Below are 24,534 nucleotides of genomic sequence, written 5' to 3' on the forward strand. Positions count from 1 at the left end.
GGTTCACCCCTTGAAGATGCGGCTCAGCAGGCCTTTTTTCTCCGGATGCAGGAAACGGTGTGGAACATCGTCACCCAGATAGCGCGACACCATGTCGCCATAGGCTTGGCCGGCGTCGCTCTCGCGGTCGAGGATGACCGGGATACCGGCGTTGGAGGCATTGAGCACCGCCCTGGACTCAGGCACCACGCCGAGCAGCTTGAGTGAGAGGATCTCCTGGACGTCGTCGACGCTCAGCATCTCGCCATTGGCCACGCGCATCGGGTCGTAGCGGGTCAGCAGCAGATACTCGCGGATCGGATCCAGATTCTCCTCGGCACGCTTCGAGCGGCTGGAGAGGATGCCGAGCATCCGGTCGGAGTCGCGCACCGAGGAGACCTCGGGGTTGGTGACGACGATGGCGTCGTCGGCGAAGTACATGGCCATGTAGGCGCCATGCTCGATGCCGGCCGGCGAATCGCAGACGATGAAGTCGTAGTTGTCCCCCAGATCGGTGAGCACGCGCTCCACACCCTCCCGGGTCAGGGCGTCCTTGTCGCGCGTCTGCGAGGCCGGCAGCACGTAGAGGCTGTCGCAGCGCTTGTCGCGGATCAGAGCCTGATTGAGGTTGGCCTCGCCGTTGATGACGTTGATGAAGTCATAGACGACGCGCCGCTCGCACCCCATGATCAGGTCCAGGTTGCGCAGACCGACATCGAAGTCGATGACGACGGTGCGCTTGCCGCGCTGAGCCAACCCCATGGACAGCGCGGCGGCCGTGGTCGTCTTGCCGACCCCGCCCTTGCCCGAGGTGATCACGATGATTCTTGCCAAGGTCACACCCTCCTTCGGGGGTTCCGCTCCGTTCGACGGCGTGGCGGATATTCAAAGTTTCTCGATACGCAGAATCTTCTGGTCCAGGAAGATCTGGACCGGGACGCCGCGCAATTCGTGTGGGATACCTTCGCTGACACGATAGTGCCCAGCGATCGAAATCAGTTCGGCCTGGAGATCGTGGCAGAAGATACGCGCCTCCATGTTGCCGCTCATCCCGGCGAGCGCGCGTCCGCGTAGCGGTCCGTAGACGTGGATGTTGCCGTCGGCCATCAACTCGGCGCCCGAGCTGACCGGCGCGATGATCGACAGATCCCCGCCGGCGGCATAGATACGCTGGCCGGAGCGCACCGGCCTGGTGACCAGCATGAAGCCGGACTGTCCCGTGATGTGCGGCTGGGCCGTCTCGGTCGGTGCCTGGGGCTTTCCGGGTGCCTGAGATGCCCTGGAGACCGTCGCGGGAACGGGTTCGGGTTCCGTCTCGGTTGCCAGCTCGCCGACCGATTTGGTGCGTCGCACATAGGACTCGCGCAGGATCGCCAGTTCGAGTGCTTCGGCGGCGGCCGTCTGTTCGGCATTCGCGCCACGCACACCGAAGGGGATCATGCCATAGCCACGCAGCAGGCCGACGAGCTGCGGGAGCGCGATCGGCTTCTGGTCCCTGGCCAGATCGCTCAGGTCGATCACCACCGGGGTGTTGCGAAAGAAGTCCGGCGCCTTCTCCACCTTGGCCCCCAGCCGCGACGCCACGGTCTCGATGTCGTTGTCGAGCAGGCGAATGATGGGCAGGGTGAAGCTGGCCGCCTTGAGTTCGAAGGTGCCGGCGCCATCGGAAGCGTTCGTTGAAGAAGTCGGTTTCTCGGCCATGTCGTTGGGATCGAGCGACGAGCGCTGTTGGTCTCCGGCTGTGTTCGACGCACATCCGGCCGTCAGCACGGGGGCTGAGCCGGATCTGGACGGAAGCGTCTCGGGACGTCCGCCACGTCCTCCATCCTGAGGACGCTTAAGATAAGCAAATCCTACCTAAAGCGAAATACGGACGATGCCGTCGGCACGCGATCAACCCGGCGGCCACTGCATGGGACGCCCGCCGAGGACGTGCAGATGCAGGTGGAAGACGGTCTGTCCGGCCTCCGCGTTGCAGTTGATGACAGTGCGGTAGCCGCGCTCGGCAATCCCGGCCTCGCGCGCGACCTGGGCCGCGACCAGCAGCAGCTTGCCGAGCAGCGCGGCATCCTCCGGGCCGGCGGCATCGAGCGTCGGGATCGGCTTGCGCGGGATCACCAGCAGATGCGTCGGAGCCTGCGGGCTGATGTCACGGAAGGCGACGACATCCTCGTCCTTGTAGACGAGATCGGCCGCGATCTCACCGGAAGCGATCTTGCCAAAAATCGTATCGGACATGGGTTCGTTCCAGTTGGAGGTGGTTCAGAGTGCGTGCCGCCCGGAGAAGGCCAGCGCCAGGGTTCCGCCGTCGACGTATTCCAGCTCGCCGCCCAGTGGCACGCCGTGGGCGATACGGGTCACGCGCACGCCGTGACGCGCGGCGCGATCGGCGATGAACTGCGCCGTGGCCCCGCCCTCGACCGTCGGACTGATGGCGAGGATGACCTCGGCGATGGACTCGTCGCGCAGACGCGCCTCCAGTACATCGAGTCCGAGTTCGTCCGGGCCGATGCCGTCGAGCGGCGAGAGCCGCCCGCCGAGCACGAAATAGCGCCCACGATAATCGGTCGCCTGCTCGATGGCCACCACTTCCGATGGCTGCTCGACGATGCACAGCAGCGAGCCGTCGCGGTTGGGGTTGGCGCAGAGCGCACAGACCTCGTGCTCGGTCAGGGTCCGGCAGCGCGAACAGCGCCGGATCGCGACCATGGCCTCGGCCATCACCCGCGCCAGACGCGCGCCGCCCTCACGATCGCGCTCCAGCAGATGGAAGGCGATGCGCCGCGCCGACTTGGGACCGACGCCCGGCAGACAGCGCAGGGCCTCGATCAACTGGTTCAGCAGCGAACGCTCGCCCACCCGGCTCAGGACCAGGGCAGCTTCATGCCCGGAGGCAGCGGCATCCCGGCAGTCAGCTCGGACATGGTCTCCTTGGTCTTCTCGGCGATGCGCTGGCTGGCGGCATTGATGGCGGCCGTGATCAGGTCTTCGAGCATCTCCTTGTCGTCGCCCATGAGCGAGGGGTCGATCTCGACGCGCTTGGCCTGATGCTGGCCGTTCAGCGTCACCTTGACCAGACCGCCGCCGGCCTCGCCGGTGGTCTCTTCCTGCGCCAGACGCGCCTGCGCCTGCTGCATGTCTTCCTGCATTTTCTGCGCCTGCTTGAGCAGGCCACCCAGTGCCTTCATCGTGGATATACCTCAAGGGTTGTGACAAGGCGCCCGACGGCTCCGGGCGCTCGTATTCGACCGATCGATCCCGTCGGGGCCAATCATGCCTGAAATTCTGATCGCTGCCATGTCTGAGGTGCAACGCGCGCCTCAGTCGGCTGGACGAATGCTCCCCGGCGCCCAATCCGCGTCGAAGGTCTCGCGCACCGACCGGGCGACCGGGTCGGCATGCATCTGCTCGACGGCCATCTGCTGACGCTCTCCGGCCTCGCGCGTGCGCCGCTGCGCCAGGGTCTCCTGCTCGGGGTGCGCAACCTTGATTTCCAGTTCGATCGAACGGCCGAGTGCCTGTTCGAGCGCGCTCTTCAGGCGCGTCACCGTGCTCGGGGCGCGCAGACGCTCGGCGGCCGGATCGAGCTGGAGGCTGAGCCGTCCGTTGCTGTATTCACGAAAGGCGCAATTGTGGGCGAGCTGATTGGCGATACCGCCGATCGACAGACGCGCGGCGAGCCGCTGCCAGTCGGCGGCCGTCTCGAGTGTCGGCGTGCCGGACTGGATGGGCGCTGACTCCGAAGCGCCGGGTTCAGTCTGTGGCGGTGCGCCGGCCGGCTGAAGCGGCACCGGCGATGCCTGAACGTTCGGGTGCACGCTGGCCGTTGGCGCGTGCTCCGTGGTTGCGGCGGTCCTGGGGCTGTCGCTCATGCGCGTCGCACGGGGCGCAGGCCGGAAGGCGAGTGCGCGCAACAGGACCATCTCCAGCCCGCCGCGCGGATCGGGCGCCAGCGGCAGATCGGCCTGTCCGGTCAGGGCCACCTGATAGAAGAGTTGCACGTCCTCCGGGGCCAGCCGCCCGGCGAGCGCCAGCAGACGTGTGCGATCCGGGTCGTCCGCCGTCAGGGTCGCCGGAACCTGCTGGATCAGCGCCAGCCGGTGCAGGAGTCCGATCAGCTCGCGCAGCAGTTCGGCGAAGTCGGGCGTCATGGCCGCCACGCGCTCGACCGACCCCAGTACGGCAGCGCCATCGCCGTCGGCCAGCGCGTCGAGGATGTCGAGTGCCAGATCGCCGCTGACGGTGCCGAGCATGGCGCGCGTCTCGGACTCGATGACCCGCCCGCCGCCGAAGGCGATCGCCTGATCGAGCAGACTGAGCGCGTCACGCAGACTGCCGTCGGCGGCGCGTGCGAGCAGGGGCAGGGCGGCCGGCTCGAACGCCAGCCCCTCGTGTTCCAGGACGTAGGTCAGCCGATCGGCGATCTCGCCCGGCAGCAGCCGGCGCAGATTGAGCTGGAGACAGCGCGAGAGCACCGTGACCGGGATCTTCTGCGGGTCGGTGGTCGCAAGCAGGAACTTCACATGCGGCGGCGGCTCCTCCAGAGTCTTGAGCAGCGCATTGAAGCTGTGCGAGGAGAACATGTGCACCTCGTCGATGAGGTACACCTTGAAGCGCGCCCGCGCCGGAGCATAGGGGACGTTTTCGAGCAACTCGCGGGTCTGGTCGACCTTGGTGCGCGAGGCGGCGTCGACTTCGAGCAGATCGACGAAGCGACCGCTATCGATCTCGCGACAGGCCGAGCAGACCCCGCAGGGATGGGAGCCGACGCCCTGCTCGCAGTTGAGTGCCTTGGACAGGATGCGGGCGAGTGTGGTCTTGCCGACGCCGCGGGTGCCGGTGAACAGATAGGCGTGGTGGAGCTGATCGCGGTCGAGCGCATTGGAGAGCGCGCGCACGACATGCTGTTGCCCGACCATATCGTCGAACGACCGGGGACGCCATTTGCGGGCAAGCACTTGATAGGACATCACGCGATTATATCAGTCCGGGCTTGGGCCGGGTGGAGGAATCGCGGGCAGGGGGCGAAGTACGGCCTATGGGGGCGGCGACCCGCGCCAGCCACACCCCGGCACACGATTCCACCGCTGCGGCTGCTCCCTTCCGGGCCTGACCGGGTTCACGGTTTCACGTTGCGAGGGGACCGGCACGGGCCACCATAACGCTCGCTCGACAGCCGGGGCCGCCGGAGCGAGCGCGGAGATTAGCAGAGACATCCCCGGAACACAAACGATCCAGGTCGCGCGGCGGCCGGCTCCAGATAGGCGCCGAGGAGTCCGGAGGGTACGCGAGCACCGGTGTTCCATGCGAAGATAGAACGCATCTATCTACCTCGCGACGAGAGGCTTGGTCATGTCCCACGACTCGACTCGATTACTCGGTGCACTGGCGCTCGGTCTGCTACTCCTGACCTCTGGTGCCGGCGCGCAGACGGCGGATTCCACTGAGGCCGGAGCGAACGCCGATCTCTGGTCACAGACGCGCGAGCGCGCGGCTGGTTGGTGGGAGCAGTCACGCGATCTGGCCGGGCAGACGATGCGCGATGCGCGGGGCCTGTTCGACGGCCAGGAACCGGACTTCAATCAGATCTGGCAGCGCGCCCTGCCGACGCTCGACCAGGCATTGCTCCTGGAGCAGCGTCATCAGACGTTGCCGGAGAGCGCCTGGTTCGGTCACGACCAGAAGGCCAACCAGGCCGAGATCGATGCTCTGCTCGACGAAGCGGTCTCGATCCTCTCGGTCTCGCCGGCGCTCAAATACCGTGATCGCATTCAGGCCCAGCAGGAGCAGATCGTCCGCTGGCGCGCCGAGATCGCCGATCATCGCCAGAAACGGGTGACGGCCCCGTCCGAATCGACCTTCAAGAAGACCATCGCCGACTATGACGCCCTGATCGCCGCGCGCGAGGCCGATATCCGGCGTGCTGCCCAGGAGGTCGAGGCACTCAAGCGCGAGTTCGCCCAGTCGCTGCGCGCCATCGGACTGAAGCTGGAGGATGAGCAGCTCGACCTGCTGCTCTCGACCGTGGTCGGCGACAATCTGGTCGACCTCGGCATCCTGTTCGACAACGTCAAATCCATCACTCTGCAACTGGAGGAGCTGCTGGAGCAGAGCGGCGAGGACTTGCAGAGCGCGCGTCGCTACTACGGACTCTATGTCGTGCTGCTCAAGTCGCTCGACCGCATGCACGTCCAGATCGATGAGGCGATCGACGAGCGCTATCTGCCCCAGATCGACGACATCGTCGGCCAGACTCAGACGCTCGCCGCCGACACCGAGCGCCTGCTGCGCGAGACCCCCGACCGGCGCACCCTGCTGGAGGGCAATCTCCAGGCCCAGCAGCTCACGCTCCAGGCGGCCGGATTCTATCGGCAGTATCTGGTCGATCAGGCCGCACAGGTGCGCCAGGCACGCGAGGAACTGGAGAAGGACATCGCCGCCGCCTGGAACACCTATGAGACAGTGCGCGTCTCGGGCGAGCTGGTCGGGCTGGTGCGCTCCAGTCAACTGCTGCTCGAAGGTCTGATGAACCGTCAGGCCCCGGCGTTACGCCCCTTCGAGAGTCTGGAGATGCAGCGCGAGATCCAGAAGCTCACCCGGCAGTTGCGGGGCGAGGTCTCGGGCTAGTCCGCCGGCGGGGTCCAGTGCACATAGGGATAGGGTTCGGCCTGTCCCAGCGCCGTATAGCCGTAGACGATCTCGGCCTGGGTGCCGTCCTCCAGTTCGAGACGCCCGATGCCGTTGCGCCCGTCGAGGGCCGAGGTCAGATCGGCCCAGCCGCGGCGTCCATCGGAACACTGGACGTCGAGGATGGCGTCGGTCGAGCCGGCGAAGGCATCGTAGCCGCCCTGGCAGGACTGGTTGCCGTGAGTGACGCGAAAACGCGTCACCAGGGGCGAGCCGTCGTAGCGACCCAGATAGACCCGTCGATCCAGGACCAGGGCGATCGGCCCGGCGTTCGAGTTGCGACCGTAGGGCAGGTCGTCGGGCCTGGGTTCCTCGAAGTAGCCGAGCACCTCGCTCAGACAGGCCGCATAGTCTTCCAGCTCCAGATGGCGGCACAGACGCCGACCGTACTCGTCAGGAGTGACCGGCGTGGCGAACGAGCCGAAATGACCCGGCGGTGGCGGTAGACAGCCGCTGATCAGGACGGATGCGGCGGCCGTGGCGACGGCGAGGATTCGAAACATAGCTGGCTCTCCCGATAGACCACGTCCAGGGTATCCAGACACTCCCGGCCCATGGTGGAACACGATTGACGGTTGCGGCTGCCTGGAGTCACAGCCGATTTTGCAGGATCAGGAACCAGGGGCGGCGAGGAATCGGCTGCAGGCGCCCCCGGCCGTCGAGTTCGAGCCGGACCTTGGAGACGGAGTTGCGCACGTTGCCGCCGATGACCTCCAGTGTGCGGCCGTGCTTGGCCGTCACCAGATCGCAATGCGCCCTGAGTCCGGTGAGTGTGCCGGCGCGTACAGCGCCGTCGGTCATGATGACGCGCGATGGCTGACGGTAGGCGCAGATCAGGTCGCCGGGCTCAGGGCTGTAGTCCTGGAGACGACGCGGCACGAAATAGCGTCCCGGCAGGCTGGCGGACTCGATCAGGTCCGCGAGGTAGACCCAGTGGGCGATCGCGGGCCGGAACTGATGTGTCGGAACCCCCGCGTTACGCATGATCCAGCTGATGAAGGCCGCCGACCAGGGCTTCTGGCAGTCCATCCCGGTCAGTCTGGACTCGCCGACCGAGCGCCAATAGACATTGACGCGGTTGCTCTGGCGCGCCCCATCGTCCTCCCAGTCGCCGACGAGTGGAATACTCTCCACCGCCCCCTTGAAGACGATCTCCTGCCGGCCGAAGTAGGCCCATTCCTGCTCGGCGCGGGCGATGATGGCGCGCTTGAGCGCCGGATTCGGAGCCGGCGGCGTACCGATGGGATACCCGGACCAGGTGCCGGTGCGCCCCTCGGGTCCGACCGATTCCGGCGGCGCCGCACAGGAGAGGAGGGCCAGACTGGCGACCAGGATCAGCCACCGACCCAGTCGGTCGACAGCGGCGATGCGTCCGGATCGGCATCGGGTCTGGGTATGGAAGCGGCGCATGGGCATCCTCTCAGCGCGGTGGGCGGGTGGTGTCGCGGAACCAGGCGCGGTACGACTCCATCCGCGTCTGTTGATCCGATGGTGCCCGGCGGCCACAGGTCGCGGCCTCGGCGCTGCCCGGTGTCGCGCCCCAGCGGATCTCGACGCAATCGTTGGGATTGTAGCCGACCTCCAGGTTGGCGCGCCGGGCATAGAGTTCGCGCAGACTCAGACGCCAGGGGCTGCCATCGCTGCGCGTATAGGTGATGGTGCGAGCATCGAGTCGCTGCTCGTGCAGGCGTGCGACCCGGTCGGCCGCACTAGCCGTGTCTTCGCCCGCGAGCGCATAGAGTTCGGGATGGCGGCGAATGCGCTCGGGCAGTCCCTCGACCACCTTCAGGGCGATCAGCAGCCGCATGTCGCGCGAGGGGGTCGCATAGTCCTCCCAGGGGCCGACGGTCTCGAAGATCGCCGGACCGCTCGGCATGGGCACGACGGCGCCCGGATGTTCGCGCATGTAACGCTCGCCCGTGTCGACCGAGGTCACGCGGGTCTCCAGTTGCTCCATCAGCGCCTCCAGAACCGAGTCATAGGCACGAACGGGGTCGAGTCCGCGCGGATCGATGATCCGCGCGACGCGCGCGTGGAAGCTGTCTGAATCGAGGTCGGCCTGCTCCAGCGAAAAGGCCGGGCGACCGGAGCGTCCATCGAGTTCGGCGTTGGAGGCCAGTCGCCAGCCCGCGCCTTTGGGCTCCAGCGGGCGGAAGACCTTGAATCCGGGGCCGGCGCTCGCCGTCTGAGCGAAGAGGAAATTGCCCTCCCAATAGCGCTTGCGTGCCACCGAATTGTCCGGCTGGGCATCGACTGCGAGCAATCGACCGGCGGTCCGGCCATCGCCCGGCAGCCACTTGACCAGGATCAGGACATGACCATAGGGATCGGCATAGAGGGTTCCGGGCCAGAGTGTCTCGCGTGAGAGCGCAACCGGATAGACATCCGTGGCCTCGTCGCGCAGCCCGGTGCGCGCGCTGCCCGAGTGCACGGTGTCGACCAGTCGGCGGGTGGCCTCGCGGAAGGTGCCGATCGGAGCGCGCGTGCCGACGAAGCGGGTGTCGACGATGGGCGACTCACAGCGCGGTGGACGGCTGCGGCTGCCGCGGTTGCAGGCACGATAGCTGATGGGCAGACCAAGCTTCCAGGCGAAGTAGGCGCGCAGATAGTAGGGCAGGTCGGCACAATCCGGCTCGGAACGCAGCGAGTTGTCCTCGTTGGCACCCAGATAGCCGAACAGGAAGTTCTGTGCCGGGTCGCTCAGCACCGGCGTGAGCGACTCGAACGTCAGCGCTTGCTCGGGCGGGGCGTTGAACAGATGTTCGATCCAGGCCGCATAGAGCGCCTCGGTGGCCAGATCCCACCGACCACTGCCGCGATCACTCATGCCGTTGCCGATCGTGATCTCGGTGCGCGCGACGACCTGGCCATGGCGCATCGCTTCGAGACGGTAGGTGCCGCGCTCGGGACGAAAGACGGTGCCATAGAGACTCCAGGGTGGGCCGCCTTGGGCGAGGGTGCGCAACGGGCGTGTCTGGCCGGCCGGATCGGTCAGGTTCAGACGCTCCAGCGCGCCATCGGTCGACACCGCGAAGACCTCCAGCGGCTGCCCTGGCCGGGGTTCGAGCGGTGCGGTCCAGATGCATGTCCCGGACTCGGTCGCCAGTCCAGGCTCCCAGGAGCGCTCGGGAGCGGCGGGTGCCGGAGCGCATACCAGGAGTCCGAGCAGGATCAAACCGATGAATGCCTCGCTGCCGTGTCGTCGCATCCCGATCACCTCGTCTGAGCCGTGTCTGGACTAATTCTATAGAATTCGCCTCGAACAGGGCGTTTGGTTTTCTGATGAGGTCGACGCGATGCAACAGTGGGCGACGGATGGGGCTGAACCATGATGACGCGCTTCAGCCGCCTGTCGATGCGCGACAAGGTCATCGCCGTGGTGATGCTGGTCAGCGCCCTGGTGCTGCTGGTTCTGGCGCTGCTGGTCGTGATCGCCGACATCATCGAGCGGCGCGGTGCCTTGGTCGAGCGGGTCGGTGCCCTGACCCGGGTGGCCAGCATCAGCACCTCGGCCGCACTGGCCTTCCAGGATGCTCCGGGGGCTGAGGAGATCCTGGCGGCGCTGGGCACTGAGGCTGAGATCATCGGGATCGAGATCCGCGACCTCGATCGGGTCTCCTTCGCCCGTTACCGGAGTCCGCATCCACATCATCGGACACTCCAGAAACGTATCGAGATCAGCGAGCAACGCGAGCGCGAAGCCGGCGACGCACCCTGGCCGTCGGACACCCAGCCGAATGCGCGTTTCCAGCGTGGTTATCTGGATGTGCACATGACGGTACAGATCGACGGCCGGCCGCTCGGTTACATGGATCTGCAATACGATACGACGGATCTGACGCGACGCATCTGGCTCCAGGTCTGGTTGGCTCTGGTGGTCTTCGCCGGGGGGCTGGGGCTGGCCTTTCTGCTTGCATCGCGCTTGCACCGTCTGATCTCCGAGCCGATCGCCAGAGTGGCCGTCGCCATGGAGCGCATTACCCTGGACGAAGACTACGGGGTGCGCCTGGGATCGATCGGGACCGACGAACTGGCCACCCTGACACGCGCCTTCGATGCCATGCTGGAGCGCATCGAGCAGCGCGACGCCGAACTGCGCGAGGCGCGCGACGCGGCCGAGCGGGCCAATCGGGCCAAGTCGCACTTTCTGGCCAACATGAGCCACGAGATCCGCACGCCGATGAACGGCATCATCGGTATGACGGAGCTGCTCCAGGAGACCGATCTGAACGCCGCTCAACGCGACTGCACGCGGGTGATCCAGGATTCGGCGGCGGCCTTGATGCGGATCATCAACGACATCCTGGACATGTCCCGTATCGAGGCCGGACGGCTCGAGCTGGAGCGACTCGATTTCGATCCCCGTGAATCCATCGAACGCACCCTGGAGCCGCTGCGCGAGATCGCTCAGCGTAAGGGGCTGGAGTTTGCCATCGAGCTGGATCCGGAGCTGCCGGCGCGGCTGCGCGGCGATCCGGGCCGGCTGCGCCAGATCCTGACCAATCTGGTCTCCAATGCCATCAAGTTCACCGAACAGGGCCGGGTGTCCGTAACCCTGGACTGTCTGGAGCGTACCGACGACTGGGTGCGTTTCGTGATCGCGGTGCGCGACACCGGCATCGGTCTGAGTACAGAGGAATGTTCGAGGCTCTTCGAACGGTTCTCTCAGGCCGACGTCTCGACCAGGCGCCGCTATGGTGGAACCGGACTCGGCCTGGCCATTTCGCGTCAGCTCGTCGAGCTGATGGGGGGGGGCATCGACGTCGAGAGCAAACCGGGGCTGGGCTCGGTGTTCCGGGTCGAGCTGGTACTCGAATCGAGCGAATCGCCGCCGGCCGTCGATCGGCGTCTCGCCGGTCTCCAGACCCTGGTGCTGGTTCAGGAGCCGTCGCTCGCGGCTCAATTGGGGGGCATGCTGGAAGACTTGGGGATGAGCGTCGAACACCAGACGTCCCTGGCCGCCGCGATCGAATCGGCACTCACGCGCGCCGCACGCGGGCAGACCTTCGATGTCCTGCTCCTTGAGCACGAACAGTTGCCCGCCCCGACGAGTCCGGCCGGAAGTCTGCTGCACGAAATGAGCGCGCGCGCCCTGGCCGTTCTTCGCCTGCGCGCCCGTGGCGGCGCGGCCGGCGATGACCCGGTCTGGGGGCGGCTGCCGGAGATCGGCTTGCCCCCGACACACGTTGAGCTACAGAACGGGCTGAGTGCTATCATCCGATCCCGTGGCGCGGGCGGTCATGGCGAGGGCGCGAAGCAGCGGCCATCCCTCGGGTTGCGCGTCCTGGTGGCCGAGGACAACCCAGCCAATCAGCGCGTGATCGAGTGGATGTTGACGGCACTCGACTGTGAGGTGGAACTCCACCCCAATGGCCGCAGTCTTCTGGAGTCGTTCACGGCTCGCCCGGCGGATCTGGTGCTGATGGACTGTCAGATGCCTGTCATGGACGGCTATGAGACCACTAGACGTCTACGCAAGCTGGAATCGGCGCTCGGGCGGCGAGTCCCCATCATCGCCGTGACCGCACAGGCCATGGCGGGCGATCGTGAACGGGTCATCGCGGCCGGCATGGACGATCATCTCTCCAAGCCGTTCACGCTCGAGGCCCTGGCCACGCTCCTGACGCGCTGGAAGACAGAACGGACCTGGATATCATCGGAATGAACACATCTTCACCACAGAGGCTCGGTGCCGGACACGCCCCGCTGGCGGATCTGAGTCATGCGCTCCATACCCAGTTGAATGGCCTGCTCGGCATGAGCGAGCTGCTCATGGAGACGGTGCTCGATCCCACTCAGCGCGGCTATGTCGAGACCCTGGCCCGTGCCGGCCGACGTTTGCAGGACGTGATCCGCGATGTGCTGGATCTCGCGCGCATCGAAACGGGCCAGATCCAACTGGCGCCGCGCGAATTCGACCTCATGGGTGCGCTCGAAGCGGTGCTCGACTCCGCCGTCGAGCAGGCCGAAGTCGCCGGACTCGAACTCGCCGGCGATCTCGCGCCGGACCTGCCGTATCGTGTCCTCGGCGATCCGGACCGATTCGGGCGACTCCTGCGTTATCTGATCGAGGATTTGATCGATCTGACCCCCGCCGGGGAACTGCTGGTGCGTGCGAGCTGGCTGGAGGATCGGTTGCGCGTCGAGATCCTGACCGGGCAGGCGAATGGACTCGTGCTTCCAGCCGACAGCGGCGCCCCCTGGACGGGACGCGCCGCCGGTTCGGGGCTGGGGCTGACCGTCGCCTGTGCCTGGGCCGAATGCATGGGAGGGCGGATCTGGTCCGAACCGGAGTCGCTGGATGGCCGGCTCACCTGTGTCGAGCTGCCACTGGCGGTCGCCTCCAGCGAACGGCGTGGACGCCACTTGGGCGGGATACTGGCCGGCGGCCGGGTGCTTCTGCTCGCTCCCGAGGGCCTGATGGCGCAGACGCTCGAAGCACGACTCGACGACCAGGGGCTGAGCGTGAGTCGAGCGACCGAGGTCGAGGCCGCGCGCCGGGCCGTGCGCGAGGCCGCCAGCTCGGGCGCACCCTTCGATGCGCTGCTCGTGGATGCGCGGGTCAAGGGGTTGGAGCCGTTGCTCTCGGAACGGTCGATCCAGTCCGAACCCGCGCTGGCGGCGCTCCAGCGTCTCCTGCTGGTCCCCCGGAGATCCGGATGGCGCGACGATCAGGCCGCCGCGCTTGCGGTCACGGCCCAGTTGACCAAGCCGGTCACGCCGGGCGTCGTGCTGGCGGCTCTGAACGGCTCCGGTGCCGAACCTGTCCGCGCCGAATCCTGGATCGCCGAGGATGAGCCGCCCGTCGCAACGCCTCGTGCGGGGCTTGGACTCAGGGTGCTGGTCGCCGACGACAATGCCATCAACCAGGATACGGTCACGGCCATGCTCAGATCGCTCGGCTGTGAGTCGCGCATCGTATTCGATGGTCAGGCCGCCATCGAGGCCCTGAGCCGCGAGTCCTTCGATCTGGTGCTCATGGACTGCAAGATGCCGCTCATGGACGGTTACGAGGCCGCGCGACGCATCCGGCTCCAGGAAGGTGAGTCCCGTACCCGTCTGCCCATCATCGCCCTGACGGCCCACGCCCTGGAAGGCGACCAGGAGCGCTGTCGCGCGGCGGGCATGGACGACTATCTGACCAAGCCGCTCTCGCGGCGCGCACTCCGCGCGATGCTCGAACGCTGGTCGCCCCGGCGCTGGGAAGGGGGGGCGACCGGACCCGATCCCGAGTTCGGCTCCGGGCCGCTGTATGCGCTCTCGGCCGGCGTCGAAGCCTTCATGGACTGGCCGATCCTGGATCCGGGACCGCTCGACAGGGTGCGCGCCCTCGATGCCACGACGGGGAGCGCGTTGCAGGCGCGTCTGATCGGCGGCTTTCTCGAGGCCGAGTCCGGACTGAGCGCGGCGCTCCGTTCGGCCTTGGAGGCTCGCCGCTCCGCGCCCCTGACCGAGGCGGCGCGTGCGCTGGGAGCGAGTGCGGCGACGCTCGGTCTGAGGCGTCTGGCCGGACTGTGCGAGCACCTGGAACGTCTCCCCGAGTCGGCGCTGACGCCCCGGATGAGCGTCGAGTCCATCGCGACCCTGGACGCACTCCTGGTCCAGAGTCGCGCCGCCGTCGAGTCGCTCGCAGTTCGTTCGACGACGGATGCGGCCTCGACCGCCGATCCCGCCCGGTCCTCGGGTTCGATGGACGCGCCCGATGCCCTGGACGGTTCGCCGCAACGCCACCCGGTCGAGCCGCCTTCGATCCTGATGATCAGCGTCGATCCGGTACTCGAGTCCGGTGTGCGCTCGCAGCTTGCGGAGACTGAATGGCAGATCGTCTTCGCCCATGACGCCCAGAGCACGCTGGAGTCGGTCGCGCGCCGGCGTCCGGACCTGATCCTGCTCGATCTCATGGCGCCTGGGCTGGATGGGCATGAAATCTGCCATCGGCTCAGGCAGTACCCCGGCCTGGAGCTGATCCCGATCCTGGCCCTGATCGAGGACGAGGATCACGCGGCCATCGAGCGCGCCTACGAGGCCGGTGCCACCGATTTCCAGTTCAAACCGCTCAAGTGGCCGCTGCTGCTCCACCGCATCCGGTATCTGCTGCGCGGCCAGGCGACCCTGGAAGCGCTGCACCGCAGCGAAGCCAGCCAGAGCGCGCTGATCGCGGCCATCCCCGATGCCCTGCTGCGGCTCGACAGCCAGGGGCGGGTGTTGCAGTTCAAGTCCGGCTGGTTGCCGGGACAGGCCCGTGCGCGCCCCGAGTCGAGCGTCTCGACCCTGTCGGATCTGCTGCCGGAGTCGGCCTGTGCGGTCATTCGGCGCGAACTGGCCGCGACCCTGGTCGAGCACGGCGTGCGCGAGCTGGAGATCGATGTGACGGACGAACACGATGAGGCGCGCGTCTTCGAGGCGCGGCTCATCGCCATCGACGCCGATCAGATCATCCTGCTGTTGCGCGATATGACCGAGCGTCAGCGTCGTCAGCGTGTGATCCAGCAACTGGCCTATCAGGACAGTCTCACCGGCCTGGCCAATCGTCGCCGCTTCAATCTGGATCTGGCGCGCGCCCTGGCCCACGCGCGCCGGCGCGACGATCGGCTGGCCCTGCTGTGCCTGGATCTCGATCGATTCAAGCGTGTCAACGACTCGCTCGGGCATGGCATCGGGGATGATTTGCTGCGCGTGGCCGCACAGCGGTTGCAGGATGCCGTCGACGAGGTCGGCACCGCGCTCAAGCCGCAGGGCATCGCCTTCGCCGGCACCATTGCCCGGCTCGGGGGCGACGAGCTGACCCTGATCCTCAAGGGGCGCGATGCCGAGCGCATCGCCATGCGGGTCGCTGACGCCATCCTGAACAAATTCCGTCAACCCTTCCGGCTCGGCGGCCACTCGCTCGTCTGCACCGCCTCCATCGGCATCGCCTTGAGTCCGGACGATGGCGACACCCCCGAGATCCTGCTCAAGCACGCCGACACGGCGCTCTATGCCGCCAAGCTCCAGGGGCGCGATACCTATCGGTTCTTCACCGCCCCCATGGGCGCGCGGGTCCGGCAGCGCCTGGAGACCGAGGCGCGTCTGCGCCATGCGCTCGAGCACGACGAGTTCAGACTCCATTATCAACCCATCCTCGACAGTCGCACGCGCGCGCCCATCGCGTTGGAGGCGCTGTTGCGCTGGGAGGATCGCGAGCAGGGACTGCGCGAGCCGGAGAGCTTCATCCCGGTGGCCGACGAGTCGGGACTCATCCTGCCCATCGGTGCCTGGGTGATCGCGGAGATCGGGCGTCAACTGGCGCACTGGGCGAACCAGGGTCATGTCCAGCCGGTCTCGATCAACCTCTCGGAGGCCCAATTCAGCGATCGTGGTCTGATCGAGCGGTTGTTCCGGCTCGCGCGTGCCTGTCCGCCGGGGACGATCGAACTGGACGTCACTGAGAGTCTGCTGCTGGCGCGTGACGCGCGTCTGCTCGACACCCTGGCGCGTCTGCGTGAGCAGGGGATGCGGGTGGCCATCGACGACTTCGGGACCGGCTATTCCTCGCTCGCCCTGCTCAAGCATCTGCCGATCGACACCCTCAAGATCGACCGCACCTTCATCCAGGAGATCGGGCGCGAGCACACCACCGAGCTACTGATCCGTACCATGATCGGTCTAGGGCATGGGCTCGGTCTGCGGCTGGTCGCCGAAGGGGTGGAGACCGAGGAGCAGCTCGCCTTTCTCGCGCGCGAGGGGTGTCACGCGGTGCAGGGCTTCCTACTCCAGCCTCCCGTTCCGGCTTCCAAGGTCGTGCCGGGTTGCGACGGTTCTTGACAGGCCGGCCGCGACCACCAGATCACCCCAGACGTTGACGGCCGTGATCGGATAATCGAAGAAGCGATCGACGATCAGATAGAGTGCGAGATACGTCTGGGGCAGTCCCAGCAGATCCAGCATGAAGGCCATCATGGCGATGCCGCCGCCCGGAATCCCGGCCGTGCCGGCAGAGGAGGCCATGGTCAGCAGCACGATGAACAGCGCCTGCCACGGCGTGAGATCCACTCCGGCCAACTGCGACATGAAGATCAGCAGGATCGACTGATAGAGCGCCGAGCCGTCCATGTTGAGCGTGGCGCCCAGCGGCAGGGTCAGGCTGGTGATGCGCTCGGGGACGCCGAAGCGTTCCAGTGCTCGTTTCGAGACCGGATAGGTCGCCGAGCTGGAGGCGGTCGAGAGCGCCGTCAGCAGCGGTTCGCGGCAGGCGAGCGCCAGACGCCAGGGCGCGCGCCCGGTGAGCAGGTGATAAAGCAGGGGCAGGACGACCAGCGCATGGAGTCCGGCGGCCAGTGCTACGGCCCAGACGAAGGCGTGCAGTTGCAGGATCTCGGCCCAGTCCATGGCGGCGAGACTGGTATAGACCAGGGCGGCGATGCCGATCGGGGCCAGGGTCAGGATGCCGGCGAGCAGCTGCATCAGGAGCGCGTCGAGCGCCCGTGCGCCGCCGAGCAGGGTGTCGCGCTGGTCGGCCTGCAACCGGCGCGAGGCGAGCGCCGCCAGCATGGCCACGACGACGATGTGCAGGATGTTGCCCTCGGCCAGTGAGGCGAAGAGGTTGGTCGGGATCAGGTTGGCGATCAGGCGCTCCAGACTGAAGGCCGCGCCGTCCGGCGCCACCGCCTCCAGATCGAGCAGACCGACCGGGACGTTCTGCGACAAGGTCAGCCCGATCCCGGTTCCGAGCGCAGCGGCGATACAGGAAGTGATCAGGTAATAGAGCAGGGCGCGCCCGCCGATATGCCGCAGATCCCGCCCGCCGGCGAGCGAGGCATAGATGGAGACCAGGATCAGCGGCAGCATCAGGAGCTTGAGCAGCGACAGAAAGATCTGCCCGATCCAGGCCACGGTGGGCGCGCCCTGGGGGAGCAGGAGCGCCAGCGCGATGCCGAGGATCAGACCGCTGGGGATGGAGTAGAGCCGGCGCATGGATCGTGGTTGCCTTGTCTCGGTCAGGAAGCCGATGTCCAGCCGAGTCGTTGCAGATTGGCGTCGACCTGTTCCTGATCGCTGTAGGGCGTCTTGTGTCCGTCGCGATCGATATAGCGCTCGTGGCCCTTGCCGGCGATGAGTGCGACCCAGGGTTCATCGTCCGGCCGGGCGGCGAGCTGGTCGAAGAGCCGGGCGATGGCCTCGGCGCGGTCGACGACGACGCTGTAGTCCTGATCTTCGGGGAATCCGGTCAGGATGTCGTCGATGATGCGCTCGGGCGGCTCGTGGCGCGGATTGTCGGAGGTGACGATGATCGCGTCCGAGTGGCGGGCGACGGCGGCGCCCATCAGCGGACGCTTGGAGCGGTCGCGATCGCCGCCGCAGCCGAAGAGCGTGACCACGCGCGCGTCGGGGAAGCCCTCGCGAATGGCGCCGAGGATGGTGTCGAGCGCGTCCGGGGTGTGGGCGAAGTCGATGACGATGGCGCGGTTGCCGTGGACGCGGCAGTCGAAGCGTCCGTCAACCGGCTGGAGATGGCGCCAGTGTTGGCGTGTCTCGTCGGTCGGCATGGCATCGAGCACACGCTCGGCCAGAGCGACCGCCAGCGCATAATTGGCGCGATTGTGCGCGAGGGCGAGGAAGGGCTTGGCCGCGATCGCCTCGGGCGGGAGCCGGGCCGGCTCCAGCACCTCGACCGGAACCGGCGTCGGACCAAGCGCGGCGAGCCGATCGGCGACGGCGCGGCTGGTGCAGTAGAGCCGTCCGCCGGGCCGGATCAGATCGAGCAGATGCGCCTTGGCCGCAAAATAGCTGGCCTCGTCGCGGTGATAGTCGAGATGATCCTGGGTGAAATTGGTCCAGCCGGCGTCCTGGAACGGGATACCCGCGACCCGACCCTGATCGAGTGCATGACTGCTGGCCTCCATCACCACCACGTCGGCCTGATCCTGATGGGCGTGCAGGAGCCGGCGCAGTTCGATCAGCGGCGGCGAGGTGAAGCCGGTCTCGACCTGACGCACGCCATCGAGGAAGACGCCGAGCGTGCCGATCGACAGCACGCGCCGGCCATGCGCGGCGAGGATGGATTCCAGATACTTCACGGTCGTCGTCTTGCCGTTGGTGCCCGTGACACCGATGAAGCGCAGCGCACCGGGCGCGAGCGGATAGACGACATCACAGAACCGGCGCACGACCTCGGCCCAGTCGCCCGGACGGGTGACATGGAGCGCGACTCCTGGCATCCGGTCGAAGCAGTCGAGCGGACGGTTGGTGACGAGTGCGGCGAAACGTCGTCCGGCGAAATAGCGCCGATGGATCTCGCTGTCCGTCAGGCCATCATCGAAGCGCTGGAAGAGGAGGATGGAACCGTCGTCACAGGCATCGGCGCGCCACTGGATGTTGGTCGGGCGCGGCGCCTCGGGCGCGGGGCGGCTCCAGGCGAAGTCGGTGGTGGCGAGCAGATGGGTGAGGGCGTCGGTGAGCATGTTCGGGTCGTCGCTGGGGGTGGCGAATTTTGGTGCAAGTCGCCTTATACTGGCAGCGCGGTCTGTCCGTCCATCTTCAAGCCTTCGTGAACTCGAATCCGGGAGTCCATCATGCGTCGAATCACCGTCACCGCCGTGGCCCTGTCCGCGTTCCTGCCGACCCTGGTCCTGGCTCAAGCCTGGACGCCCTATGGCCCCTATGCGCCGGGTGTAGCTCAACCCGCGCCCTATGCCGGCTATCCGGGAGCCTATGGACCGCCCGTTCCGCCACCGTCCGGATTCGAATCGGCACCCTGGCCGTCTCAGGGCGCCGCTGAGCGGATGGCACCCCGCGAGCGTCCGGCCTGGCCGCGTCTGAGCCTCACGCGCCGCGCCACCGATGACGCCTATCTGATCGAGATCCAGCTCCAGAACATCCAGCCGGATCAGGTCGAGATCCGCCCGGCCGGTCGCGGTCTGGTCATCACGCACAGCGCCACGGTCCGCTTCAGCCAGAACGACACCCTGCCGGGTGGTGACGGCTATCAGAGCCGTTACAGCATTTCGCGTGACACCAGCGGTCGGCGCGTGGGCTTGCCGCCGGATGCCGATCTGGCCGGCATGACGCGCGAGGTCTACGAGGACGGTCGCATCCTGATCCGCGTGCCCAGAGTCGCCGATGCCTGGCGCGGCGGGCGCTGGTGAGTTCGCGCATGCGCTTCGAGACCCCTCAGGACGTCGAGGACGCCTACTATGACGCGCTCGAAGCCGGCGATGCCGAGGCCATGGCCTCGGTCTGGGCCGACTCGGACGCGATCTTCTGCCTGCTGCCGATGACGCCTCTGGCCGTCGGCGAGCAGGTCGGGCGCCTGTGGCGCATCCTCTTCGAGCAGGGGCGGGGCTTCGATCTCCAGGTCAGGCATCTGCTCTGGATCGAGGAGGGCGATCTGGCGGTGCATCTGGTCGAGGAACGGCCGCAGATCCAGGCCGATCAGTTCCAGCCCGGTGTGCCGCTGCCCCCGCCGCTCTATGCCACCCATGTCTTTCGGCGTGCGGCGGACGGCTGGCGGCTGCTGATGCATCAAAGCTCACCGACTCCGCCGCCGGCGCCCAGCATGCCCTCGGCGGGGCGGACGGCGCTGGCCTGATCGGAGCGGCGATGCGCGTCCGGCTCCAGACACTCGGCTGCCGGCTCAACGAGGCCGAGCTTGAATCCTGGGCGCGTGACTTCCAGGCGCGCGGATTCACGATCGTCGAGGACGAGACGGCTCCGGCCGAGCTGATCGTGGTCAATACCTGTGCCGTCACGGGCGAGGCGGTGCGCAAGTCGCGCCAGATCCTGCGGCGTGCCCAACGGCGTCATCCGGGGGCGCGCCTGATCGTCAGTGGGTGTCTGGTCTCGCTCGACGGGGGCGCGACCAGTGCCGGTACGGCTCAGGCGTTTCCCCTGTCTTCGTTGCTCCCGACATCCACGCCGCCCGCGTCCTCAACGGTGGCCTCCGATGGACTCATCGTCGTCAATCGCGACAAGGATCGGCTGGTCGAACTCGTGCTTGCGGCACTCGGTCTCGATTCGGGCCTTCCACATCCGTCGGCAACCAACGCGATGGATCTGGCCGCGCCGCTTTTTGCGCGCGGACGCCAGCGGGCCTTCGTCAAGATCCAGGACGGGTGCCGCTATCAGTGCACCTTCTGCGTCACCACTCAGGCGCGCGGCCCGGAACGCAGCCGTCCGCTGCCGGAGATCGTGCGCGAGGTCGAGCGCTTCCAGGATTCAGGCATCCGCGAAGTGGTGCTGACCGGCGTGCATCTCGGCGGCTATGGGGCCGATCTCGGGACGGATCTGACGCACCTGATCGAGCGCCTGTTGAACGAGACGGCGATTCCGCGCCTGCGTCTCGGCTCACTGGAACCCTGGGATCTGCCCGAGCGCTTCTGGTCGCTGTTCGCCGACCGGCGGCTGATGCCGCATCTGCATCTGCCGCTCCAGAGCGGTTCGGATCGGGTGCTCAGACGCATGGCGCGCCGCTGCAAGCGCGATGAATACATCCGCTTGGTCGAGGGGGCGCGGGCGGCGATCCCGGATCTCAATCTCACCACCGACATCATCGTCGGCTTCCCCGGCGAGGACGACGACGACTGGCGTCAGACATTTGAACTGGCCGAGTCGCTGCGTTTCGGGCACATCCATGTCTTCGGCTATTCGCCGCGTCCGGGTACGCCGGCGGCCGGCTTTGCGAATCCGGTGGATGCACGCACGCGCCGGAGACGTGTCGGTGAACTGGAGTCGCTGGCGCACCGCTCGCGGCTCCAGATCCTGCGCGATCAGATCGGCAAGACGGTGATGCTGCTGCATGAGCGTCTGCCCGATGCGTTCGAGGGACGGCCAAGATCGGGCTACACGCCCAACTATCTGCCGGTGCATGTGCATTCAGCGGCGCCGATCGGGGAGGGGAGTTTGATACAGGTGCGGATCACGGGACTCGACGCGGCGGCCGGCCTGCTGATCGCTGAGCCGACCGGCGTCGAGCCGATGGCGCCCGAGTGCATCGAGCCGGCTCAGGCGTAGACATCGATGCCGGATTGACTCGTACTCTCCGCGCCCGGTCGCGAAGGCGGCGTCGGCGGCGAAGGTTCCGGCGGCGGCTGCCGGTTCTCGATGTTGCCTCCGGGCGGCGGGGTGGGCGCGGCCGGCTGGCTGGGTTTCATCGGTTGGATGTGGACTGAGCCGATTTCCATGACACACCTCTCAGTGCAGTAGGTTGGCTGGAATCTCTGCTTCAAGCATAAGCGCTTTCGAGGATGATGGTGTGCAGCCTGATGCATTGACTGCGCTGGCGCATGAAGTGCTTGGGTCGTCGCGAGTCATGCGCTATGATTGCCGTCCCGCATCGCTGGGGCGCTTGTCGAGCGCTCCATTCTTCGGAGAGGTGGCTGAGCGGTCGAAAGCGGCGGTCTTGAAAACCGTTGACTCGAAAGGGTCCGGGGGTTCGAATCCCTCCCTCTCCGCCAATCAAATCAGGCATTTGCAAGAGCTTCACCCCGCCAGGCCTGATCCAAAATCCCCGATTTGAGCGCACTACTCAAAAGCTACACTGGCGCCCACCGCAGCACACCAAACGGGGCGCGCGATGGCATCGATTCGCACGTTCGACAATCGCGCCAAACCCTGGCAAGTCAGCATCCGGTGCAAGGGTCAGCGATTCGTCGAATGCTTCCGCACCAAGAAAGAGGCCGATTTCGACCGCTGGTCCAAGATCTTTGGCGGAGAACTCGACCAGCTGGTGAAGCTGGTTTGCCGTCCGATATCGCCTGAGCCAGTCTCTATCTGATCGCGGCTCCTCTCAGCGCGAGCAAGAGGGGTTGCGGCTATCCTAGTTTGGCGATCTGCACGCTTGCGGCTTCGATGTGCTGCGTCAGCGAATGGAGGCAAGGATCGAACCGACGACTAAACACACTCTGACGCTGGATGCGAGCCAGGAAATCGCGTGCCAGTTGCCCAGCCAAGCGCCATGTTTCGTTCGACACGTCCGAATGGATGGTTGCTTTCTGAATCGTGTCGGCCATGCCGCCGCCGCTGCGGGGGGCAAAACACATGGGTGACATGTCATACGCTGGGGCGATGCCGTAAGGGCGGCCGTGCTCCGAAACAAAGGACAAGTTGTAGAGGTGCATGTCAGTGTTTCCAATCAGCGTGCCGAAAGCCCAAAGGAGATCCGCCTCATCGGCAGCCTCCGAGCGGATTTCGCCGGACGCGGACAGGCGCCGCACAACAATAGGCCAGCGATCCCTTCCAGACCCGACGAATTCTGCGTCAAAAGCGCCTAACGAGATGATTGCTCGTCGTCCGGCGGCTCCAACCCGATCGAAACGCTCGACTTCGAGAAAGCGCTGCTGTCCGTGATCGATGACGCGCGTTCTGGCGGCTGCCACCCCGGCCTCTCGCAACGTTTCCAGTGCAAGGTGCTCTGCAAGCAGAAGATCGCTCCATCGCTCGCTCACTAGCCCGTCGACAGGTTCCGTGAACTTCACAATGACATGGCGCGGCCCGTCCGGTGTTTCGGCGAACGTAGTGAACTTCGGTTGCTCACCACCTGCGGACGAACCGGGCGTGTCGCCGCGGGCAGCTTCTGCGGCTAGTTGCACGTAATGGCCCGCCTTCTCAGCCATAGGCACGGGTGTCGGGGGCGGGGCAGACAGGAAGCGCTCACGAGCCATCTCCCCAAGAAGGAGATTGCCTACGACGTCATGGCCGTGCACCAGCAAGGCCCGTAGGGCGTGAGTGTCCGTCCAGTCAGAAAGGCTGCCAGGTAACCCTAGTTCGGCCCCGTAGCGTACAGCATAGGCTCGCCCTAGATAGCCTTGTGGACGCATGTCGAGTAACCACCACGGAAGTCCGTCGCTATGGTGAGCAGCGCCGTTCTCCTGACGCATGACGAACCCCTCAGGGCGCACCGGGATGAGCATTCCGAGCCGCCGAATTTGCCCTTCGACGTCGACACGGTAGATTGCGATGTCAGGTAGCCCTCGTGCCTCGTCGCGCAGGGCATAGTGAATAGCTCGTCCCGAGCCGAACCGAACAACTTCGCCGCCAAGGGCTTTTAGGGCGCGCGACCCAGTCGGCTGACTAACTCCTATTTTTTCAAAAAGTTGTCTGCTGGCCAACGGCCCCCTGGAGAGCTGAAGGCGGATGGGGTCAGCGTGGCGAGACATTAGGTGAATAGATAAGTGAATAGATAAGTGAATAGAGATTCTGTGCTTTTCCTAAGTCTGGCGTCAAGAACAATGCGGTCGCAGCGGTGCGTTAGTTGACCGGCGCAACAAGTCGGCCTCTCTCGTTTGAGTGGGTAAACGTGAAGGGGGCAGGGCGAGTCGGCGACGGCCTAGCGCGGCTGCACGCCGAGAGGAAAGCCGCCTGATCGCTATTGACCCACGGATGGTTCACACTCACATTCGAGACACCGACACCCCGAGAGGGATACCCCATGACCACCTTTGTGCTCGACACCCTGGCCTATGCCGAAACGCTCAAGGCCGGCGGATTCAACGAACAGCAAGCCGCGACACAGGCCCGCGCCTTGGCCGAGATCATTGACCGGCAGATGGCGACCAAGGCCGAGGTCGAGGCCCACGAGAACAACCTGCGGCGCGACATCGAGGCACTGCGCCTGGAGATGAAGCGCGACATCGCGGAGACGAACGCCCGAATTGCCGAGAGTAAGGCCGAACTCATCCGCTGGGTCGTCGGGGCGGGATTCCTTCAGACCACGCTCATCATCGTCGCGCTGATGAAGATGGGCGGAATGGTCTAAGCGAGACCCAAAAGGCCATGATCCCAGACCGCTCAGTGCTACTGGTGTGCGCACGCCGGTATTGACGGAGCCTGGGCAGCCGCACAGAATCCCTTCACTCGATCCTGCTGTGCTTGATCGTGGGAACCCGGTCTCTT

At 66.3% G+C, this 24,534-nt stretch carries 20 protein-coding genes, 1 tRNA gene and 1 other RNA gene; 9 read left to right on the forward strand and 13 right to left on the reverse strand.

Features of this window, described 5'->3' with window-relative positions; all coding sequences use genetic code 11:
- Nucleotides 1–3: 3 nt before the first annotated feature.
- The 7 genes from minD to ffs form a co-directional block, all read right to left on the reverse strand.
- Complete coding sequence (gene minD / locus ALVIN_RS02060) at nucleotides 4–813, reverse strand: septum site-determining protein MinD (RefSeq protein ID WP_012969649.1); 810 nt, start codon at nucleotides 811–813, stop codon at nucleotides 4–6.
- Nucleotides 814–864: 51 nt separating this feature from the next.
- A complete protein-coding gene (gene minC / locus ALVIN_RS02065) occupies nucleotides 865–1,680 on the reverse strand; it encodes a septum site-determining protein MinC (protein ID WP_012969650.1) in 816 nt (271 codons plus the stop codon).
- Nucleotides 1,681–1,872: 192 nt separating this feature from the next.
- A complete protein-coding gene (locus tag ALVIN_RS02070) occupies nucleotides 1,873–2,217 on the reverse strand; it encodes a histidine triad nucleotide-binding protein (RefSeq protein WP_012969651.1) in 345 nt (114 codons plus the stop codon).
- A 24-nt stretch (nucleotides 2,218–2,241) separates the two neighbouring features.
- The gene (gene recR / locus ALVIN_RS02075) at nucleotides 2,242–2,838 is read right to left on the reverse strand and encodes a recombination mediator RecR (protein WP_012969652.1); all 597 of its coding nucleotides are present in this window, start codon (nucleotides 2,836–2,838) and stop codon (nucleotides 2,242–2,244) included.
- Nucleotides 2,839–2,843: 5 nt separating this feature from the next.
- A complete protein-coding gene (locus tag ALVIN_RS02080) occupies nucleotides 2,844–3,167 on the reverse strand; it encodes a YbaB/EbfC family nucleoid-associated protein (protein ID WP_012969653.1) in 324 nt (107 codons plus the stop codon).
- Between the two features lie 132 nt (nucleotides 3,168–3,299).
- Nucleotides 3,300–4,949, reverse strand: coding sequence for a DNA polymerase III subunit gamma/tau (dnaX, locus tag ALVIN_RS02085; protein ID WP_012969654.1), 1,650 nt, complete (start codon nucleotides 4,947–4,949; stop codon nucleotides 3,300–3,302).
- Nucleotides 4,950–5,031: 82 nt separating this feature from the next.
- Nucleotides 5,032–5,128, reverse strand: an RNA gene (gene ffs / locus ALVIN_RS16865) — signal recognition particle sRNA small type.
- A 203-nt stretch (nucleotides 5,129–5,331) separates the two neighbouring features.
- Between ffs and ALVIN_RS02090 the strand changes: the two genes are divergently transcribed.
- Nucleotides 5,332–6,606 (forward strand): hypothetical protein, encoded by a 1,275-nt coding sequence (locus ALVIN_RS02090; RefSeq protein WP_012969655.1) that lies wholly within the window; start codon nucleotides 5,332–5,334, stop codon nucleotides 6,604–6,606.
- Here ALVIN_RS02090 and ALVIN_RS02095 read toward each other — a convergent pair.
- The 3 genes from ALVIN_RS02095 to ALVIN_RS02105 form a co-directional block, all read right to left on the reverse strand.
- Nucleotides 6,603–7,169, reverse strand: a complete 567-nt coding sequence (locus ALVIN_RS02095; RefSeq protein WP_012969656.1) for a hypothetical protein — start codon at nucleotides 7,167–7,169, stop codon at nucleotides 6,603–6,605. The two genes, ALVIN_RS02090 and ALVIN_RS02095, sit on opposite strands and share 4 nt — an antisense overlap.
- An 88-nt stretch (nucleotides 7,170–7,257) precedes the next feature.
- Nucleotides 7,258–8,076 (reverse strand): DUF2272 domain-containing protein, encoded by an 819-nt coding sequence (locus tag ALVIN_RS02100; RefSeq protein WP_012969657.1) that lies wholly within the window; start codon nucleotides 8,074–8,076, stop codon nucleotides 7,258–7,260.
- Between the two features lie 10 nt (nucleotides 8,077–8,086).
- Entirely contained in the window at nucleotides 8,087–9,874 is a 1,788-nt protein-coding gene (locus ALVIN_RS02105; RefSeq protein WP_012969658.1) for a hypothetical protein, read from the reverse strand.
- Nucleotides 9,875–9,994: 120 nt separating this feature from the next.
- Between ALVIN_RS02105 and ALVIN_RS02110 the strand changes: the two genes are divergently transcribed.
- The gene (locus tag ALVIN_RS02110; RefSeq protein WP_012969659.1) at nucleotides 9,995–12,331 is read left to right on the forward strand and encodes an ATP-binding protein; all 2,337 of its coding nucleotides are present in this window, start codon (nucleotides 9,995–9,997) and stop codon (nucleotides 12,329–12,331) included.
- A complete protein-coding gene (locus tag ALVIN_RS16430) occupies nucleotides 12,328–16,470 on the forward strand; it encodes an EAL domain-containing protein (protein WP_012969660.1) in 4,143 nt (1,380 codons plus the stop codon). Before ALVIN_RS02110 ends, ALVIN_RS16430 begins: the two co-directional genes overlap by 4 nt.
- On the opposite strand, the gene ALVIN_RS02120 is transcribed toward ALVIN_RS16430, so the two are convergent.
- Both ALVIN_RS02120 and ALVIN_RS02125 read right to left on the reverse strand, forming a co-directional pair.
- Entirely contained in the window at nucleotides 16,414–17,619 is a 1,206-nt protein-coding gene (locus ALVIN_RS02120; protein WP_012969661.1) for a dicarboxylate/amino acid:cation symporter, read from the reverse strand. The genes ALVIN_RS16430 and ALVIN_RS02120 overlap by 57 nt on opposite strands.
- A 23-nt stretch (nucleotides 17,620–17,642) precedes the next feature.
- On the reverse strand, nucleotides 17,643–19,106 hold the full coding sequence (locus ALVIN_RS02125; protein WP_012969662.1) for a Mur ligase family protein: 1,464 nt from the start codon (nucleotides 19,104–19,106) through the stop codon (nucleotides 17,643–17,645).
- Between the two features lie 111 nt (nucleotides 19,107–19,217).
- On the opposite strand from ALVIN_RS02125, the gene ALVIN_RS02130 reads away from it, so the two are divergent.
- The 5 genes from ALVIN_RS02130 to ALVIN_RS17460 all read left to right on the forward strand — a co-directional run bounded on the left by ALVIN_RS02130 (nucleotide 19,218) and on the right by ALVIN_RS17460 (nucleotide 22,417).
- Complete coding sequence (locus tag ALVIN_RS02130) at nucleotides 19,218–19,790, forward strand: Hsp20/alpha crystallin family protein (protein WP_012969663.1); 573 nt, start codon at nucleotides 19,218–19,220, stop codon at nucleotides 19,788–19,790.
- Nucleotides 19,791–19,798: 8 nt separating this feature from the next.
- Complete coding sequence (locus ALVIN_RS02135) at nucleotides 19,799–20,233, forward strand: YybH family protein (RefSeq protein WP_012969664.1); 435 nt, start codon at nucleotides 19,799–19,801, stop codon at nucleotides 20,231–20,233.
- Nucleotides 20,234–20,244: 11 nt separating this feature from the next.
- Entirely contained in the window at nucleotides 20,245–21,654 is a 1,410-nt protein-coding gene (locus ALVIN_RS02140; RefSeq protein ID WP_012969665.1) for a MiaB/RimO family radical SAM methylthiotransferase, read from the forward strand.
- A 355-nt stretch (nucleotides 21,655–22,009) separates the two neighbouring features.
- Nucleotides 22,010–22,097, forward strand: a tRNA-Ser gene (locus tag ALVIN_RS02150).
- Nucleotides 22,098–22,216: 119 nt separating this feature from the next.
- Nucleotides 22,217–22,417, forward strand: coding sequence for a hypothetical protein (locus ALVIN_RS17460; protein ID WP_012969667.1), 201 nt, complete (start codon nucleotides 22,217–22,219; stop codon nucleotides 22,415–22,417).
- A gap of 37 nt (nucleotides 22,418–22,454) precedes the next feature.
- Here the strand turns inward: ALVIN_RS17460 and yjjJ are convergent, their stop codons facing one another.
- Nucleotides 22,455–23,798, reverse strand: a complete 1,344-nt coding sequence (gene yjjJ, locus ALVIN_RS02155; RefSeq protein ID WP_012969668.1) for a type II toxin-antitoxin system HipA family toxin YjjJ — start codon at nucleotides 23,796–23,798, stop codon at nucleotides 22,455–22,457.
- Nucleotides 23,799–24,070: 272 nt separating this feature from the next.
- On the opposite strand from yjjJ, the gene ALVIN_RS02160 reads away from it, so the two are divergent.
- On the forward strand, nucleotides 24,071–24,397 hold the full coding sequence (locus ALVIN_RS02160; protein ID WP_012969669.1) for a CCDC90 family protein: 327 nt from the start codon (nucleotides 24,071–24,073) through the stop codon (nucleotides 24,395–24,397).
- The last annotated feature ends 137 nt before the right edge of the window (nucleotides 24,398–24,534 follow it).

The organism is Allochromatium vinosum DSM 180, from assembly GCF_000025485.1.
GTDB lineage: Bacteria > Pseudomonadota > Gammaproteobacteria > Chromatiales > Chromatiaceae > Thermochromatium > Thermochromatium vinosum.